Genomic DNA, 16,764 nt, shown 5'->3' on the forward strand with positions numbered 1-16,764 from the left:
CCGAACTGCAAACATCAGATCATGTATTTGTTAGTTGCGACGAGCGCTGCGCGCTTTTATCGAGGGCGGCTCATCAAGACTGCAAGCTTATTACTTGGTCCGCGGGTCGTTAAATAAGGAGTGCCAATCACCGGCATTAAGTATGCCGAGTACTTGCAACTGACCATTGGCATCAATGCGAACAAATAACGAACTGCCATACTCACTCGAAGCCGCGTGTTTAAAACCGGTCTGGGCTTCGAAATCGCTGATGCAACCGCTGTGCGTCACCAGCACCAGATTGTGCTGGGCACGCTTGTGCGCCACCACATCATTACGCAGGGTTTTGCCACAGCTGGCCAACCATTCCTGGGTCATTGCGTCTTTGCCAAACATGGAATGCGAGGTTTGTGCCGTACGGGTGACCGGGCTGCTCAAGACATCGGTCTGGTCCATACCCAGGCGCTGGAACCCTTGACCCACGGCCGCGGCGGCATCGCTGCCGACTCGGGTAATGCCGTCGGCCGGGCCCAGGCAAGGATTGGCGGAGCGGTCGCAGCGCTCGGTATGGCGAACCAGTACGATGATCTCGCCTGCGTGCCACTGATTGATCAAGCGCGTGGTAACGTCGGATCCGGTCGTGCCCAGATTGACCGGCGATCTTGGCCACAAGACAAAACCCGTCACTAACGCTACAGCGATGAGTGCCACCGCCGACAACGTCAGCCTGGTCAGCCGCGGGCTCAAGACTCGCGTGGATAACTGCTTGCGCAATGAAGATTTAATCACGTTTTATTTACCCGTCAGTACGCTATAGCGAATAACTTACAATACGCCCATGACGAGTAACCTATCAGTCAAGCCAGAGCGCGGATTCAAAATTGAGGTGGTATAAGAGAGGCTAAATATCGGCAGGTGTGGGACAAGTGAAATGGATGTGAAAAATTTGCACGGATTATGGGCAGCGCCTAGTTAGTTTATGTTTGCGAACTCTTATCTTTTACACCTTGCTAGTGGAAACGAAGAATGGATTTCAAACAGAGCCTGACGAAAAGGATCGTCATCGTATTCGCCCTGATGAGTGCGTTGGTGGCGGGCGTATTTGCGGTGGGCATCGTCGCAACAGTGCACGTGGTTGAACGAAAGCTCACGACGACGCGATTGGCAGGAGGGATGCACCGTCTGCTGTCGATGGACAATCCCGGTCAGTGGACCCATCAACCGGAAAAAGACGAGCTGTTTTTTACCCAGGGCGGGAAGGGCCTCATGGCGCTTGATTCGCAGCTGGAATCGCTACATCTTGGATTTCAGGAAATCCTGTATCACGGCGCCGATTTCTACGCGATGGTCGAGGTCGTGGATGGACGCAAGTATGTATTGCTGCGCGATCAGCAAAGCCTCGAACAGCGTGAGCGGATGTTGTTTGGTATCGTCATGGTCGGTTTCGTTTTGAGCATTCTGCTGGCGATTCTGCTGGGCCGGTTATTGGCTCGGCGTGTGATGGCTCCGGTGATTCGCCTGGCGCACCAGGTGCGTCATCGCGATCAACTATTGGACCTCGCGTCGCCGCTTCGACCCGACTATGCGGCTGATGAGGTGGGCGAGCTGGCGCAGTCCTTTGACCAGACCCTGGGACGTCTGCGCGCAGCACTGGGCCGGGAAAAACTCTTCACCAGTGATGTCAGTCACGAATTGCGTACCCCGCTGATGGTGCTGGGCGGCTCCTGTGAGCTTTTGCTGAGCAATCCCTCGCTGGACCCTCGTTCCGTGGCTCAGGTCAACCGAATCGCCCGGGCCACCGACGAAATGCGTCAATTGGTCGAAACGTTTTTGATGCTGGCTCGCGCTCGAGAGGATTCCGGTTCGGAGGCGAATGCCACCCTCAAAGAAGTCGCCGATGCGCTGGTTGATATCTGGGGGCGACTGATCCGGGAGAAGGGCATTGAATTCATTTACGACATCGAGCACGTTTCGTCGGATCGTCATAACCTGACGTTCCTGCAATCGGTCATGGGCAATTTGTTGCGAAATGCCTGGCACTACACGGATCAAGGCCACATTCGACTGACCCTGCGTGAACACGGCTTCATTATCGAAGACAGCGGCATAGGCATCCCGGAAGAAGAACGCCATGCGATATTTCAGCCGTTCGTGCGCGGTGACGAGAGTCGAGGTGAAGGGTTGGGGTTGGGCCTTTCACTAGTACAACGAATCTGCAGCAATCAGAACTGGCGAGTACAACTCAGTAGCCGCCAGCCCAACGGTTGTTGTTTCACCGTTGAGCTGGACCGCGAGTAAACCTTTTACTGAACCGATGGACAGCCTCTCGGTGTTCCGGCAGCGGCTTGACTGATCAACGCGGCCAAGCGCTTGACGTTGCTCTGCTGAGCCGCTACCAGTTCATCGATGGACGGCCCTGAAGGTGTTTGCAAAGTGCTTCGGCACGTGACCAGCGCGTTATCGCTTTCGCCGAGGTTGCGCAGGCGCCATTTGACGTCAATCAGCGCGTATTGGCCGGGGATCGAGTCAAACCGTTGCACGTCCAGGCGCACCGACATTTTGCGCTGGGGATTACTGTTGACCAGTTGGTCCGCCAGGGCAGTGCGCAATTCATCCGACAGGCTCGCGCCCCACCACTCGGTTTCGAGGATCGCCATGCCACTGTTGCCCTGGCGAATGACGATCTGCGGGCGGTCGACCTGAGGAGGGACGCTGAGCCCCTCGATCTGGATATCCGCAGCGCTGGTCCTTGAATTGCTGCTCGGTTGGACCGGGGTCAGGGTGTGGAATTGAATCGGCTCACTGCGGCACGCGGCGAGTAGCAACAATGCAGTGACCAAGCTGATCTTCAGCGGATAAACCATGAGTGATGCTCCTGTGGTCATTTGCGCGGCGGCCCCTGCAGGTCAATCGGCGCGGCATTGTCGGGACGACCGCGAATCAGCGATTCCGGATGCCGTCCCAGGTAATCCGAGAGTTCACGCAAGGAGCGCGACATGCGCCCGAGCTCGTCGAGGGTCTGACCTAATTGTTCGCGTTGCGGCGAGTCTTCGGCCAAGGTCGAACTGGCCGATTGCAGCGTCTTGCTGACGTCCGCCAGGGTGGTCTGCACGCCGGGCAGGGTCTTGGCGTTGAACTGTGCGAGGCCTTTGCGCAGTTCGACGAGGTTGCTGTCCAGGTTGCCGGCAATGCGCTCGATCGGCAGTTGGTTGATCTTGTTGACCATGCCCTCCAGTTTTTCCTGCAATTGTTCGAGGCTGCCCGGAACGGTTGGGATGGAGACTGGACGGGCGGTCGGATCGAACACGACTTTCTCCGCTTTGGGGTAGAAGTCGAGCGCAATGTAAAGCTGGCCGGTCAACAGATTGCCGCTCCGGGCCTGGGCCCGCAGACCGTTTTCGATGAAGGTGCCCATCAAACGTACGCCAGCGGCTTCGTCGTTGGGGTCATGCTTCAACACCTCGAGCATTTTGGTGTGGGCCTGGCCGAGTCGTTGCGGGTAGATCATGATCCCGACATTGACCGGGAAACTGCGCTTTTTCGCGTCGAAATCCAGATTGACCGCCACGACTCTGCCGAACTCGATGCCAAGGAATTCTACCGGTGCACCGACTTTGAGCCCGCGCAAGGCCTGATCGAAACGCAAACTCAAGAATTGCCCCTTGCCGCTGGGCGGGGCGAGGGCGGTTAGCTGGTCTTCGAACAGATCGAAGGCTTTGTCCTCTGCGGCCGGTTGATCATTGGGACTGTAATCCGGAGCGCGGAAGGCGATACCGCCCACCAGAATGGACGACAGCGATTCGGTTTTCACCGAAAAGCCGTTGGCGCCGACGTTTACGTCGATGCCGCTGGCGTTCCAGAAACGGGTGTTTTCGGTCACGTAGGCATCATTGGGCGAATGCACGAAAATCTCGATATCGACCCCTTTACCGTCGGCATTCAGGGCGTAGGCCACCACTTGGCCGACCGGAATCTTGCGGAAGTAAACCGGAGAGCCGATATCCAGCGAACCGAGGTCATCGGTGTGCAGGGTGAAGCGCTTGCCCGGCTCGCCATAGGTAATCGGCGGCGGGTTTTCCAGGCCGGTAAAGTTTTTTGCGCGGGCGTCGGCTTGGCCGATGTCGGCGCCAATGTAGTCCCCGGACAGCAGAGTATCGATACCCGACACCCCGCCGGCGCCAATACGCGGACGCACAACCCAGAATTCCGAGTCTTCGCGGGTGAAGCTTTCCGCCTGCTTGGACAGTTTGATGGTGGCGTTGACGCTCTTCTGATCGCTGCTCAGTTCCACGTCCGAGACATGGCCGATCACCACGTTGCGGTATTTGACCTCGGTCTTGTTGGCCGTCAGGCCACTGCCGGTTTTGAACATGACAGTAATGGTCGGACCTTCCTGCAACATGGTGTGTACGACCAGGGAAATCCCCACCAGCACCGCGACGATCGGCACGATCCATACCAGCGAAACGCTGAAACGACGGGTTTTAACAGGGGCCTGGCCGGGGGCTTGCGGCCCGTCAGTGGCTTGCGACTTCATCCATGACCTCCTCGTTTTGTGGGCTTTCCCGCTCTTTATCCCAGATCAGGCGTGGGTCGAAACTCATCGCTGACAGCATGGTGAACACCACCACCAGGCCAAAGAACAGAATGCCCGGGCGCGGTTCGATATCGGCCAGGGCTTGAAACTTAACCAGTGAAGCCACCAGGGCGACCACGATTACATCGAGCATCGACCAGTAACCGATGAGCTCGACGAAGCGGTATAGCGTTGACCGCTGCTTGTTCGCCCATTGGCTGTCGCGCTGAACGGTCACCAGTAACAGCGTCAGGGCGACGAACTTGATGCCCGGCACCGCGATGCTGGCGATGAAAATGATCAGGGCAATGTCCCAGGCGCCGTGCTGCCAGAACTCCACTACACCGCTCATGATCGTGCTATCGGCGCCGTTGCCGACCATCTTGGTGTTCATCACTGGCAGCAGATTAGCCGGGACGTAAAACGCCAGGGCAGTGAACATGTAGGCCCAGGTCCGGGCCAATGAGTTGGTTTTGCGCCGATGCAGCGGCGCGCCGCACCGTGTGCATTCGTGAGGTTCATCGGTCATGTCACAGGCCAGGCCGCAGCTATGACACAGGCACAGGTTGAGTTCACTCGCCACCGGGGGCCTGTTCATAAGATGTCCCATAGATCACGGATGTCGCGTCCGGCGATGCGGATCATCATCAGACTGAGAATGGCCAGGGCAAACAGGCCGATGCCGGGCAGCACATCCAGCAATCCTGCGAGTTTGATGACCGCGACCATCGCCCCCAGCAGACAGACCTCCAGCATGCTCCAGGGCCTGAGCGTTTCCAGCCAGCGCATGCAGAACCTGAAACCGGGCGAGCGACGGGAGGCGAGGGCGAAGCTCAGCACCCAGATAAGCAGCAACAACTGGAAAATCGGCGCGATGATCATCGCGATCGCCGCCACCATGGCGATGAAAGTGATCGGCCCCAGACTCAGGGCAAGCACCGAATCCCAGAGTGTTGCGCTGTTTTTCAGGCCTTTGAGGCTGATGCTCATGACGGGATAGAAGTTGGCGAAAATCCACAGCATCAACGCGGTGAAGGTCAACGCCAGACGTTGTTCCACCGTCAGGCCGTTATAGCGTTGAAGCACGCCGCCACAGCGCGTACACAGGGTTTTCTGATGTTTGGCGAGCGTGACTTTTTCGTACACGCAGTCGCAGTGCTCGCAGATGATCAGTGGGTCAGTCGTAGCCATAGGCTGCACTCGCCAGGACGCAGGGAAGTCAGAGCACTCCCTCAATATAGAAGCACAGAGCGATTGAGCAAATTAAAAGGCTGTTCAATGGGATGCGGACGGACGGTGATCTCCTGTAGGAGCTGCCGAAGGCTGCGATCTTTTGACCTTGATCTTGAAGATCAACAGATCGCAGCCTTCGGCAGCTCCTACAGGGGAATGGCGTTTGATCGAAGGTGGGAGGGCGGTCAGCCGAGCAATTCGCGCAGGCGATACCAGAACATGCCGAGCGCCAGCAGCGGAGAGCGCAGCATCGGCCCGCCGGGAAAGGTCATGTGTGGCACGGCGCTGAACACGTCAAAGCCCTGACTGTGTCCGACGTGGATCGCTTCGCCCAACAGCTTTGCGCACCAGTGGGTCACGTTCAGGCCATGACCTGAGTAGCCCTGGGCGTAAAACACGTTCGGATGCTGGCTCAAGCGCCCGACCTGAGGGAAGCGATTGGCGCTGATGCCAATCTTGCCGCCCCATTGATAGTCGATGCGCACGTTGGCCAATTGCGGGAAGACCTTGAGCATGTGCGGGCGCATGTAAGCTTCGATGTCCGCCGGATCACGCCCGGAATAATGACAGGCCCCGCCGAACAGCAAGCGTCGGTCCGCCGAGAGCCGGTAGTAATCCAGGCCGACTTTCTGGTCGCAGAGCGCCAGGTTATGCGGGATCAATTGCGCTGCCTGTTCGGGCGTCAACGGCTCGGTGGCGATGATGTAGCTGCCCGCCGGGAGAACCTTGCCGCTCAGCTTAGGTTCGAGCTCTTCCAGGTGAGCGTTGCACGCCAGCACCAGACTGCCGGCGCGCACCGTGCCGCCGGCACAGCGAACCTGCACGGTGCTGCCATGGATCAACTCCAGCACCGGGCTCTGCTCGAAAATTTGCACGCCTAAGGATTGAGCCAATAGCGCTTCGCCAAGGACAAGATTGAGCGGGTGCAAGTGACCCGAGCCCATGTCGACGAGACCACCGGCATACACGCCTGAGTTCACCACCTGCTGACGGATCTGCTCCGGCCCGACGAGCCGGGTTTCGTGGGCGTAACCCGATTCGGCAAGGCCCTGCTGCTCAGCCTTGAACGCCGCGAACTGCGCTTTAGTATTGGCCAGTTCACAGAACCCCCAGCGCAGGTCGCAATCAATCCCGTGCTCACGAATGCGGTTGCCCACAAGTGCAACCGATTCGACGCCCGCACGCTCAAGGTAGCGCACGCCTTCTTCACCGACATGACGGGCAAAACCGCTGACGTCATGGCCGATACCGCGGATCAACTGACCACCGTTGCGCCCGCTGGCGCCCCAGCCGATTCGCCGGCCCTCCAGCAAAATCACCGAGAGCCCGCGCTGCGCCAGTTCGATCGCCGTGTTAACGCCGGTAAAGCCGCCGCCGATCACACAGACATCGGCTTCAAGGTCCTCGGCCAGTGTGGGGTAGGGCGCCATTCCATTGGCCGATGCCGCGTAATAGGACCGAGCATGTTCGTTGCTGTACTGGTTCATTGGTTGGACTTCACTTTGCTCCAGGAACGGGTCATCAAACGCATGATTGCCTGGGGCGGGGTGGTCGAAATGTAGAGCTTGTCGAGGACTGCCTGAGGTGGGTAAACCTCAGGGTTGTTGACCAGCTCAGGGTCCATGTCTTGCTTGGACGCCGGGTTCGGGTTGGCGTAACCGACCGACGCACTGACCTTGGCAATCACTTGCGGATCGAGCAGGTAATTGATGAAAGCATGCGCCTCTTTCTGGTTGCTGGCGTCTGCGGGAATCGCCAACAGGTCGAACCACAAATTACTGCCTTCCTTGGGAATCGCGTAGGCGATGTTCACGCCGTTCTTGGCTTCCTTGGCCCGGTTTGCGGCCTGGAACACGTCACCCGAGTAACCGAAAGCCACGCAGATGTCGCCGTTGGCCAAATCTGAAACGTACTTCGAGGAGTGGAAGTAGGTGATGTAAGGGCGGAGGGTCAACAGCTTCGCTTCAGCTTTCTTGAAGTCTTCAGGGTTTTCGCTGCGCGGGTCCATGCCCATGTAATTGAGAACGGCCGGGAACACTTCATCGGCCGAATCCATCATCGACACGCCGCACTGGCTGAGTTTCTTCAGGTTCTCCGGTTCGAAAAACACCGCCCAGGAATCAATGCGGTCAATGCCCAGCACCTGCTTGACCTTGTCGACGTTGTAGCCAATGCCGTTGGTGCCCCACAGGTACGGAACCGAGTGTTCGTTGCCCGGATCGTTTTTCTCCAGCAGCGCCAACAGTTTCGGGTCGAGGTTCTTGAAGTTGGGCAGCTGCGAACGATCGAGCTTCAGGAACGCGCCAGCCTTCACCTGGCGAGCGAGGAAGTGGTTGGACGGCACCACCACGTCATACCCGGTGCGGCCAGCGAGCAATTTGCCCTCCAGGGTTTCGTTGGAATCGAATACGTCGTAGATCACCTTGATCCCGCTTTTCGCCTGGAAGTCGACGAGGGTGGTCTCGCCGATGTAATCGGTCCAGTTGTAGACGCTGACCGTTGGCTGAGCCTGTGCAACGGCGCTGAACAACAACGCCAGTGCGACTGGAGCCACGGATTTCAATAGACGCATACGACACCTCTTCTAATTGTTGGATTTTTCAGGCGTTTCTTCGGTGCTTGGTAGGCCGTCTTCGCGAGCAAGCCCGCTCCCACAGGGGTACGCATTTCAAATGTGGGAGCGGGCTTGCTCGCGAAGAGGCCGTCATAGACACTACAAATCTCAGACGCTGAGCAACAGGAACTCTCGTTCCCACGAGCTGATCACCCGTTTGAAGTTCTCGTGTTCCGCTCGCTTGACCGCGACATAACCGCGAACGAATTTGCTGCCCAGATAACGCGAAACGGTTTCGCACTCTTCCATCTGCGTCAGCGCATCTTCAATAGTGATCGGCAGGCGCAAGTTGCGGCGCTCGTAGGCACGACCTTGCACCGCAGCACTCGGCTCTATGCGCTCGACCATCCCCAGGTACCCGCACAACAGGCTTGCTGCAATCGCCAGATAAGGATTGGCGTCGGCGCCCGGCAAACGGTTTTCCACGCGCATCGCGTCCGGCGTGGAGGTCGGCACACGCAGGCCCACGGTGCGGTTTTCTTCGCCCCATTCGACGTTCACTGGCGCCGAGGTGTCCGGCAGGAAGCGGCGGAACGAATTGACGTTCGGCGCGAACATCGGCAGCACTTTGGGGATGTACTTTTGCAGGCCGCCGATGTGGTGCAGGAACAGCTCGCTCATCTGCCCGTCGGCATCGGCAAAGATCGGCTGGCCGGTGGTGATGTCCACGACGCTCTGGTGGATATGCATGGCGCTGCCGGGCTCATCGCCAATCGGTTTGGCCATGAAGGTCGCGGTGACGTTGTGCTTGAGCGCCGCTTCGCGCAGGGTGCGCTTGAACACGGTGATCTGGTCGGCCAGATCCAGTGCATCGCCATGACGGAAGTTGATTTCCATCTGCGCCGGGCCGTCTTCGTGGATTAAGGTATCGAGGTCCAGACCCTGAAGTTCACACCAGTCGTACACGTCTTCAAACAGCGGATCGAATTCGTTGGCAGCGTCGATGGAAAACGACTGACGACCACTTTCCGCACGGCCCGAACGCCCCAGCGGTGCCTTGAGCGGCAAGTCCGGGTCTTCGCAGCGCTGGGTCAGGTAGAACTCCATTTCCGGCGCGACAATCGGCCGCCAGCCTTTGTCGGTGTACAGCTGCAGGACTTTTTTCAGCACGTTGCGCGGTGACAGCTCGATTGGGTTGCCGAACTTGTCGAAGGTGTCGTGAATCACGATGGCGGTGGGCTCGATGGCCCATGGGATCACGTACACCGCGTCGGAGACGGGCTTGCACACCATGTCGATGTCGGCCGGGTCGAGCAGGTCGTAGTAGATGTCGTCGTCGACAAAGTCCCCGGTTACCGTTTGCAAAAGCACACTTTCCGGCAGGCGCATGCCTCGCTCATGCAGGAACTTGTTGGTGGGTGCAATTTTGCCGCGTGCGATGCCGGTCAAGTCGCTGACCACACACTCGACTTCGGTAATCTTGTGATCTTTCAGCCACGTGAGCAGCTGATCGAAAGGGACATTCATAAAGACCTCGTTATTGGTTCTATTAACGCCGGGGAGGCTGGTTTCATCCACCACACACTTCCCCTGTGGCGCGTTGACGACTATCTTGGGCGAGCCTTGACGTTCCATCTATCCACTTTCAGCAGCACCAAAACGCACCAAACGAGTGCGTAAGGTCACCCATGACAACGTGCAACCCCCTGCAAGTCCAAGCGTTCGACACCGCCGATGTCGCCGAGCAAATCCGCGCCACACCGGGTTGGGTGCAGCATTACCAGCAAATGTCACCGGGGCATTTCGCCGGGCGCGTGCGCTACCTGGACCTGCAAGGCGTCGAGATTTACGAGGAACAGATGAACACGCGGGTCGAGCAGAATTTCAGCGCGCCCGAAGGTTCGCTGGCGTTCTGTTTCGATCGAAGCGACAACGCGCTGTACGTGTTGAATGGCGAAAGCCGCAACATCTGGATCACCCCGGAGAACTACCAGGAAATCGCCGTGGTGTTCGGTCCGGAGTTCGTGCAGCGTCACGGTTTGAACGTGGCCAGGCTCGAAGGCCTGTTCATGGCGCCACTGAACTCGGGGCAGAACGCATTGTTCAGTCGCTGGCTCAGCGGGACGTTGACCCGACTGGCGCAGACGCTCGATCCGCCGAGCAAGGAAGCGTTGACCCAGCAGTTACTGGAAGACTGCCTGTACATCCTCGACAACGCGTGTGTGTGCCTTGATCGCGGAGGTTTACAGCGCCGCGCCGAAGAGCGTGCCGTGATGAAGCGCATTGGTGAGTGGGCGGCTGATGCGCCGGAAGACACCCTGAATCTGCTGGAGCTTTCGCAGGTCGCCGGGGTTTCACTGCGGCAGTTGCAGCATGCGTTCAAGGCGTATACCGGGATGACCCCAACCCATTGGCTGCGCTTGCGCCGACTCAACAGCGCACGCCGCGAATTGCTCAGCCGCACAGCGATGGACACCACCGTTGCCGAAGTGGCGATGCACTGGTCGTTCTGGCATTTGGGGCGATTTTCCAGCAGCTATCGGGCGTTGTTCAACGAACTTCCCAGTCAGACGCTCGCCCGCAAACCCTGTGGCGTAACAGGTCGCGGGTAAGCCCGGGACACGTCAGCGCGGCTTTGTGGCTTTCGCCGATTTGCTGTTGCCCGGCATGTGCAGGTAAGCCATCACGCTTTCGGTCAGCTCGGTCGCCAGCTTGACGGCTTCCTTGTTGCGCGCCATCACGCCCGCCACCAAGCCTTCGATCAAGGCGAGCACCGCGATGTTGGAACTGGTCAACACCGGATGGTCGGCGGGAGCAAACAGCACGTGTTCGGCAATGCTGGTGAGCGGCGAGGCGGGTGAATCAGTGATTGCCAGCACTGTGGCGCCACGTTCATTGGCGAAACGGGCGAGTTGCAGGGTGTCGAGGGAATAGCGCGGCAGGGAGATCGCCAGCAACACATCCTGATCGGTAATCGCGGCCAGACGGTAAGCGGCGTTTTCGTTGCCGCCCTCCATGCTGATGGCGGTGGCGTCGGCGCAGAAGGGCATCAGGGTCGAGGCGGCGAGGCCGGCGAAGTAGACGCTGTTGCCAAAGCCCAGAATGTAGATTTTGCGCGCGGTGGTCAGGCGCGTGACGAAGGCTTCGAAGGTGTCTGCATGGTTGTTGGTCGCCGCCGTGGCGAGGTTGCTGCTGGCGCTCTGGATTTGCTCATGCAGGCCAAACGCGCCGCCAGGACGATGCGCCAGTTCGTTACGCAGTTTGTCGACCGGCGACACCATTTGCTGCAACGTCGCGACCAGTTCGGCCTTCATGCCGGTATAGCCACCCAGGTTCAAGGCCTTGGCCAAACGGTTGACCGCGGCTGGTGAGGTGGACGTTTCGTGGGCCATCTCCTCGATGGTCAGCGTCGCGGCCCTCAGCGGGTGACGCAGAATAAAGTCCGCCACCTTGCGCAGTGACGGCTGCAAATCGCCAACGATCTCCGCCAGTTTGCGCATAACCGGTGCGGCATAGACCGTGGTGTTTTTCGATGGGGTCGGCATATCCGGCTCAACATTTCCTGAGGGTTGATAAAGCTGGCGGGAGTGTATCCGAAGCCAACCGTTGGTGTGCAATGTGGTCAGGTAATGCCCGCCAGTTAAGCAATTTCAGCTGCAGCGCATACTTTGTAGCAGCTGGCGAAGCCTGCGTTCGGCTGCGCAGCAGTCGTAAAACCTGACCGCGAGGTAGTCCTGAAGAACCGCATTGCCTGATTTCACGACTGCTGCGCAGCCGAACGCAGCCTTCGGCAGCTGCTACACAGACTGCGTTACGGCTGGCCGGGCGGATTACTTCAAGCTGCCGGCAAGAAACTGCTGGAGGCGTTCGGACTGCGGGTTGACCAGCACTTCGCGTGGGTCGCCACGCTCTTCGACCTGACCTTGGTGCAGGAACACCAGTTGATTGGAGACCTCGCGGGCAAAACCCATTTCGTGGGTCACGACCACCATGGTGCGGCCTTCGAGGGCGAGGTCCTGCATGACTTTCAGCACTTCGCCGACCAGCTCGGGATCGAGTGCCGAGGTCGGCTCATCGAACAGCATCACTTCCGGTTCCATGGCCAGCGCGCGGGCAATCGCCACACGCTGCTGCTCGCCGCCTGACATATGGGCCGGCCAGGCGTCCATGCGGTGCGAAACGCCGACTTTGTTCAGGTAGTGCTCGGCCTTTTCCCGGGCTTCTTTCTTGCCCATGCCAAGCACATGCACCGGGGCTTCCATGACGTTTTCAAGGGCGCTCATGTGCGACCACAGGTTGAAGTGCTGAAACACCATCGACAGCCGCGAACGCATGCGTTGTAACTGCTTGGGTTCGGCTGCCTTGAGCCCGCCGAGTTTGTTGGTCACCAGTTTCAATTGTTCGCCGTTGAGCACGATGTTGCCGGCGTTGGGCTGCTCCAGCAGGTTGATGCAACGCAGGAAAGTGCTTTTGCCCGAGCCGCTGGAGCCGATGAGGCTGATCACATCACCGGCCTTCGCCTCCAGGGACACACCCTTGAGCACGTGGTGGCTGCCGTAGCTTTTGTGTAGATCCTGAACTTCAAGTTTGTACATGGTTTTTATTCTCTGGAATCAGTCGCTGAGCAAGCGACCTTGGCGAATAAGGCGGGTGCCGGCGACTTTGGCCAGCCACAAACCGGGCTGGGCAAAGCGCAGGCGTTCTCGGGCATAGAGGATGCCGTCGGTGCTGGCGCACACGATGCTGTGGCGATCGGTCAGCGGATCCAGCACTTCGAACAGCGGATCACCGACCCGGACCCGGGCACCCAGCGGTTGCAGAAAACTCACCACCCCCGGGTGCGGCGCATAGGCGTACTGCGCGCCGGCGAATGGCGTCGCTTCACAACAGGTCGTTGGCGCTGCTGGCCAGTCACCGCTGATCAGGCCCTGTTCGGCGAGATAGCCAAGAATGGCCTCGGCGCTATCGACACATTGCTCGCGTTCGGTGTCGGCCATGCCGCGCAACTCGATGGTGGTGGCCACACAGGCCAGCGGAATATCGGCTTCAGGAAACAGCTCAGCCAAGCGCAACCAAGGAATCGCACAGGCTTCATCGAAGGCACTGCCGCCCGCACCCTCGGCCAGCAGCGCGGCGCTGGCACCGAGTCGAGCGGCCAACGAACGCAAGCGCGGCCAGTTTTGCGGCATGGCGTAAAGCAGCATGATCGACTCGAAATCGCAGTGCAGGTCCAGCACCACGTCGGCGTCACAGGCATGCTGCAGCAACAGACGGCGCAGGCCATCGAGTTCCGACGTCGCTGGCGGCATGTCGACGAGAACATCGGCCATGGCCCGGCGGATCAGTGCGGTGTTGACGTCGACATCGTCTCCCAGTTTCCCTTCCAGCAGCGTCGCCACGGCTTCGGCCAATTCAGGGAAATCGCGATTGAAATTCTTCCCGCTGGAAAACTCAAAGCGCCCCTGATGGGTGGCCTGGAACATCTGGGCGATGCCAATCGGATTGGCCATCGGCACCAGCTCGATCACCCCGGTCAGTCGGCCTTGCTCTTCCAGCACCCGCAGACGTCGTTTGAGTTCAACCGCCACGCGCATCCCCGGCAACTCGTCGGCGTGCAGGGACGCCTGAATGTAGGCCTTGCGCGGCCCGCTGCCAAAGCGAAACAGCGACAGCTTGCGTTCAGTGCCCGAAGCACTCCACGGCAACAGGTATTCAATGTGCTCCATAACAGCTCCTTAGTGCTTGCGCGGTGCCAAGTACGCCAGCCAGCGACGCTCGGCCAGCTTGAACAGACGAACCAGGATGAAGGTCAGGGCCAGGTAGATGAGGCCGGCAGTGATGAACGCCTCGAACGGCAGATAAAACCGCGCACTGACCGTACGCGCGGCACCGGTGATGTCCACCAGGGTGACAATCGATGCCAGGCTGGTGGTTTGCAGCATCATCAGCACTTCGTTGCTGTACTGCGGCAGCGCCCGGCGCAAGGCTGACGGCAGCAAAATGCGGCGGTACAGGGTAAAGCGCGACATGCCCATGGCTTTGGCGGCTTCGATCTCGCCGTGGGCCGTGGCCTTCAGACTGCCAGCCAGCAGTTCTGCGCTATAGGCACTGGTATTGATCGCAAAGGCCAGGCAGGCACAAAAGGTTGCGCTGGACAGGTACGGCCAGAGCGCGCTTTCACGTACCGCTGCGAACTGCGCCAGGCCGTAATAGATCAGGAACAATTGCACCAGCATCGGCGTGCCGCGGATCACGTAGGTGTAGAGCCAGGCCGGGAAGTTGATCAGGGGCGATCGGGACACCCGCATCAGTGCCAACGGAATCGCCAGCACCAGGCCGAAGGCCAGGGAAATCAGCAGGACTTTGAGGGTCAACAAGGCGCCATTGAAATACAGCGGCAGGTTTTCCCAGATCAGGTTGTAGTCGAGAATCATGGGGTTGCTCCCAATCACAATTCGGCGGCTTTGATGCCGACCGAGTAGTGTTTTTCCAGATAGCGCAGCACCAGCAATGACACGCTGGTCAGCATCAGATACAGCGCCGCCACCGCGAGGAAAAACGTAAACGGCTCATGGGTGGCGTCCGCTGCGTTCTTGGCTTTGAACATCATGTCCTGCAAGCCGATCACCGAGATCAGCGCGGTGGATTTGGTCAGCACCAACCAGTTGTTGGTGAACCCCGGGATGGCGAAACGAATCATCTGCGGCACCAGAATCCGCCAGAACACTTGGCCGCCACTCATGCCATACGCCACACCAGCCTCAGCCTGACCTTTAGGGATTGCCATAAACGCGCCGCGAAAGGTTTCCGAGAGATAGGCGCCAAAAATGAAGCCCATGGTGCAGACGCCGGCGATAAAGGGATTGATGTCGATGTAGCGGGTGTAACCGAGCGCCAGGGCGATGCGGTTCACCAAATCCTGGCCGCCGTAGAAGATCAGCAGGATCAACACCAGGTCAGGAATACCGCGAATCAGGGTTGTGTAGCCTTCGCCCAGCATCGCCAGCCATTTCAGTGGCGACAACCGAAAGGCCGCGCCGATCAGACCCAAAGCAATCGCCATGCTCATGGAGGTCAGGGCCAGGTTAATGGTCAGCCAGGCGCCATCGAGAATGCTCGATCCGTAGCCGTGAAGCATGATGAAGTTCCTCAAACGAGCGCCAAAAGGCGCGCGAGACGAGCCCAAAGCGCCCGCAAGAGGCCGGCGCCACAGGGTTTCAGGTAAGGTTTATTCGCCGTAGATATCGAACGCGAAGTACTTGGCCATCACTTGCTGGTACTTGCCATTGGCGCGGATTGCGTCGATCGCTGTACTCAGACGTGCAACGTTCACGCTGTCGCCTTTGCGTACTGCGATCCCGGCGCCTCGGCCGAAATATTTCGGGTCGCTGATGTCCGGTCCAACCAGCGCGAAGCCTTTGCCTGCTGGCGTTTTGATGAAGCTCTCATCGGTGTTGACGATGTCGGCGAGCGTCGCGTCCAGTCGAGCCGACGCCAGATCCAGGAAGGCTTCATTTTGTGAGCCGTAGCGCACCACTTCGACCCCGGCTTTTTCAAGCTGCTCGGTGGCGAAACGGTCGTAGGTCGAAGAGCGTTGCACCCCGACTTTCTTGCCCTTGAGATCAACCAGCGGGTCGTTGATCACATTGCCGGCCTTCATCGCGAACTTGCCCGGCGTGTGGTAGTACTTTTTGCTGAAGTCGACCGACTTCATACGGTCTTCAGTGATCGACATCGACGACAGCACGGCATCGATCTTGCGCACTTTCAGCGACGGGATCATGCCGTCGAATTCCTGGATGACCCACTCGCATTTGACCTTCATTTCTTCGCACAGGGCGTTGCCGATGTCGTAGTCGAAACCACTGACGTTGCCCTCCGGTGTCTTGAAAGAGAAGGGCGGGTAGGCGGCTTCGATACCGATACGCAGGCTGTCTTCGTCGGCGTGTGCCAGCAAGCTTGCGGCGCACAGTGCCAGAGCACCTAGAAGTTCTGTCTTGTTCATATTGTTGACTCCTTGGAGGGGCGTTGGGGTGGTACAGGCCATCCGATCTGGCACGGTGGATCAGTCCTGATGATTTTGTGTGGCTATAAATGACATGTTTTATTTCATAAAGCAATGCTATGAAAATAAACGTGTCATTCGATGGCGCAAAAAATCACAGCGATCCTGTGTGATCACGAGCATGTTCAGGCGCCAGGCAGGCTATTGATGTAATGCTGTTCACTTAAGCTTGGGGTGTATATCCGTTTCTGCGGTGATGGCTGCTGGCGGTTTCGCTTTTACAGCGAGTCACTTGGAAGAGCCCCAAGTAACCAAGGGCTCTTGCCCCTKTCGTTCGGTGCCTCGCCTAGGCTCGGCATGCCCTCGCTCCGGTCCTGCTCCGTGGGCCCGCCGCCATCGGCCATCCATGGCCGGGGG

16 protein-coding genes are annotated in these 16,764 nt (G+C 58.8%); 2 read left to right on the forward strand and 14 right to left on the reverse strand.

From position 1 onward, the window contains the following. Positions 1–90 precede the first annotated feature (90 nt). Positions 91–768 carry a phosphoglycerate mutase gene (locus ASC74_RS28350; RefSeq protein ID WP_056746009.1) on the reverse strand — a complete coding sequence of 226 codons (678 nt, stop codon included), beginning with the start codon at positions 766–768 and terminating at the stop codon, positions 91–93. Positions 769–1,005: 237 nt separating this feature from the next. On the opposite strand from ASC74_RS28350, the gene ASC74_RS28355 reads away from it, so the two are divergent. Next, on the forward strand, positions 1,006–2,277 hold the full coding sequence (locus tag ASC74_RS28355) for a sensor histidine kinase (protein WP_056746011.1): 1,272 nt from the start codon (positions 1,006–1,008) through the stop codon (positions 2,275–2,277). A 5-nt stretch (positions 2,278–2,282) separates the two neighbouring features. On the opposite strand, the gene ASC74_RS28360 is transcribed toward ASC74_RS28355, so the two are convergent. The 7 genes from ASC74_RS28360 to ASC74_RS28390 form a co-directional block, all read right to left on the reverse strand. Further along, positions 2,283–2,843, reverse strand: a complete 561-nt coding sequence (locus tag ASC74_RS28360; RefSeq protein WP_056746013.1) for a PqiC family protein — start codon at positions 2,841–2,843, stop codon at positions 2,283–2,285. 17 nt (positions 2,844–2,860) lie between these two features. Next, the gene (locus tag ASC74_RS28365; protein ID WP_056746015.1) at positions 2,861–4,516 is read right to left on the reverse strand and encodes a PqiB family protein; all 1,656 of its coding nucleotides are present in this window, start codon (positions 4,514–4,516) and stop codon (positions 2,861–2,863) included. Further along, entirely contained in the window at positions 4,497–5,153 is a 657-nt protein-coding gene (locus ASC74_RS28370; protein WP_056746017.1) for a paraquat-inducible protein A, read from the reverse strand. Before ASC74_RS28370 ends, ASC74_RS28365 begins: the two co-directional genes overlap by 20 nt. Continuing rightward, positions 5,150–5,746: a paraquat-inducible protein A gene (locus ASC74_RS28375; RefSeq protein ID WP_056746019.1), complete on the reverse strand. Its 597-nt coding sequence runs from the start codon at positions 5,744–5,746 to the stop codon at positions 5,150–5,152. The genes ASC74_RS28370 and ASC74_RS28375 overlap by 4 nt, the downstream gene beginning before the upstream one ends. Before the next feature lie 227 nt (positions 5,747–5,973). Next, positions 5,974–7,275, reverse strand: a complete 1,302-nt coding sequence (locus tag ASC74_RS28380) for an NAD(P)/FAD-dependent oxidoreductase (protein ID WP_056746022.1) — start codon at positions 7,273–7,275, stop codon at positions 5,974–5,976. After that, positions 7,272–8,360: a polyamine ABC transporter substrate-binding protein gene (locus ASC74_RS28385; protein ID WP_056746024.1), complete on the reverse strand. Its 1,089-nt coding sequence runs from the start codon at positions 8,358–8,360 to the stop codon at positions 7,272–7,274. Before ASC74_RS28385 ends, ASC74_RS28380 begins: the two co-directional genes overlap by 4 nt. A 150-nt stretch (positions 8,361–8,510) precedes the next feature. Next, a complete protein-coding gene (locus ASC74_RS28390; RefSeq protein ID WP_056746025.1) occupies positions 8,511–9,869 on the reverse strand; it encodes a glutamine synthetase family protein in 1,359 nt (452 codons plus the stop codon). 161 nt (positions 9,870–10,030) lie between these two features. Between ASC74_RS28390 and ASC74_RS28395 the strand changes: the two genes are divergently transcribed. Beyond that, the gene (locus tag ASC74_RS28395; protein WP_056746027.1) at positions 10,031–10,954 is read left to right on the forward strand and encodes a helix-turn-helix domain-containing protein; all 924 of its coding nucleotides are present in this window, start codon (positions 10,031–10,033) and stop codon (positions 10,952–10,954) included. A gap of 12 nt (positions 10,955–10,966) precedes the next feature. Here the strand turns inward: ASC74_RS28395 and ASC74_RS28400 are convergent, their stop codons facing one another. The 6 genes from ASC74_RS28400 to ASC74_RS28425 all read right to left on the reverse strand — a co-directional run bounded on the left by ASC74_RS28400 (position 10,967) and on the right by ASC74_RS28425 (position 16,347). After that, positions 10,967–11,887 (reverse strand): MurR/RpiR family transcriptional regulator, encoded by a 921-nt coding sequence (locus tag ASC74_RS28400; RefSeq protein WP_056746029.1) that lies wholly within the window; start codon positions 11,885–11,887, stop codon positions 10,967–10,969. 285 nt (positions 11,888–12,172) lie between these two features. Then, positions 12,173–12,937, reverse strand: coding sequence for an ABC transporter ATP-binding protein (locus ASC74_RS28405; RefSeq protein ID WP_056746031.1), 765 nt, complete (start codon positions 12,935–12,937; stop codon positions 12,173–12,175). An 18-nt stretch (positions 12,938–12,955) separates the two neighbouring features. Continuing rightward, positions 12,956–14,068, reverse strand: a complete 1,113-nt coding sequence (locus tag ASC74_RS28410; RefSeq protein ID WP_056746039.1) for a succinylglutamate desuccinylase/aspartoacylase family protein — start codon at positions 14,066–14,068, stop codon at positions 12,956–12,958. A 9-nt stretch (positions 14,069–14,077) separates the two neighbouring features. Then, entirely contained in the window at positions 14,078–14,776 is a 699-nt protein-coding gene (locus tag ASC74_RS28415; RefSeq protein ID WP_056746042.1) for an ABC transporter permease, read from the reverse strand. A gap of 14 nt (positions 14,777–14,790) precedes the next feature. After that, the gene (locus ASC74_RS28420; protein WP_046047037.1) at positions 14,791–15,480 is read right to left on the reverse strand and encodes an ABC transporter permease; all 690 of its coding nucleotides are present in this window, start codon (positions 15,478–15,480) and stop codon (positions 14,791–14,793) included. 90 nt (positions 15,481–15,570) lie between these two features. Continuing rightward, positions 15,571–16,347 carry an ABC transporter substrate-binding protein gene (locus tag ASC74_RS28425; RefSeq protein ID WP_056746044.1) on the reverse strand — a complete coding sequence of 259 codons (777 nt, stop codon included), beginning with the start codon at positions 16,345–16,347 and terminating at the stop codon, positions 15,571–15,573. Positions 16,348–16,764: the final 417 nt, after the last annotated feature.

It is taken from the genome of Pseudomonas sp. Root329, assembly GCF_001424925.1.
Lineage (GTDB): Bacteria > Pseudomonadota > Gammaproteobacteria > Pseudomonadales > Pseudomonadaceae > Aquipseudomonas > Aquipseudomonas arabinosi.

Excerpts from the sequence above, each read along its gene's own strand:
- ASC74_RS28405 (WP_056746031.1), bottom strand. The coding sequence starts at position 12,937 with ATGTACAAACTTGAAGTTCAGGATCTACACAAAAGCTACGGCAGCCAC.
- ASC74_RS28375 (WP_056746019.1), bottom strand. The coding sequence starts at position 5,746 with ATGGCTACGACTGACCCACTGATCATCTGCGAGCACTGCGACTGCGTG.
- ASC74_RS28420 (WP_046047037.1), bottom strand. The coding sequence starts at position 15,480 with ATGCTTCACGGCTACGGATCGAGCATTCTCGATGGCGCCTGGCTGACC.
- ASC74_RS28395 (WP_056746027.1), top strand. The coding sequence starts at position 10,031 with ATGACAACGTGCAACCCCCTGCAAGTCCAAGCGTTCGACACCGCCGAT.
- ASC74_RS28400 (WP_056746029.1), bottom strand. The coding sequence starts at position 11,887 with ATGCCGACCCCATCGAAAAACACCACGGTCTATGCCGCACCGGTTATG.
- ASC74_RS28415 (WP_056746042.1), bottom strand. The coding sequence starts at position 14,776 with ATGATTCTCGACTACAACCTGATCTGGGAAAACCTGCCGCTGTATTTC.
- ASC74_RS28360 (WP_056746013.1), bottom strand. The coding sequence starts at position 2,843 with ATGGTTTATCCGCTGAAGATCAGCTTGGTCACTGCATTGTTGCTACTC.
- ASC74_RS28425 (WP_056746044.1), bottom strand. The coding sequence starts at position 16,347 with ATGAACAAGACAGAACTTCTAGGTGCTCTGGCACTGTGCGCCGCAAGC.
- ASC74_RS28380 (WP_056746022.1), bottom strand. The coding sequence starts at position 7,275 with ATGAACCAGTACAGCAACGAACATGCTCGGTCCTATTACGCGGCATCG.
- ASC74_RS28365 (WP_056746015.1), bottom strand. The coding sequence starts at position 4,516 with ATGAAGTCGCAAGCCACTGACGGGCCGCAAGCCCCCGGCCAGGCCCCT.
- ASC74_RS28370 (WP_056746017.1), bottom strand. The coding sequence starts at position 5,153 with ATGAACAGGCCCCCGGTGGCGAGTGAACTCAACCTGTGCCTGTGTCAT.
- ASC74_RS28385 (WP_056746024.1), bottom strand. The coding sequence starts at position 8,360 with ATGCGTCTATTGAAATCCGTGGCTCCAGTCGCACTGGCGTTGTTGTTC.
- ASC74_RS28355 (WP_056746011.1), top strand. The coding sequence starts at position 1,006 with ATGGATTTCAAACAGAGCCTGACGAAAAGGATCGTCATCGTATTCGCC.
- ASC74_RS28410 (WP_056746039.1), bottom strand. The coding sequence starts at position 14,068 with ATGGAGCACATTGAATACCTGTTGCCGTGGAGTGCTTCGGGCACTGAA.
- ASC74_RS28390 (WP_056746025.1), bottom strand. The coding sequence starts at position 9,869 with ATGAATGTCCCTTTCGATCAGCTGCTCACGTGGCTGAAAGATCACAAG.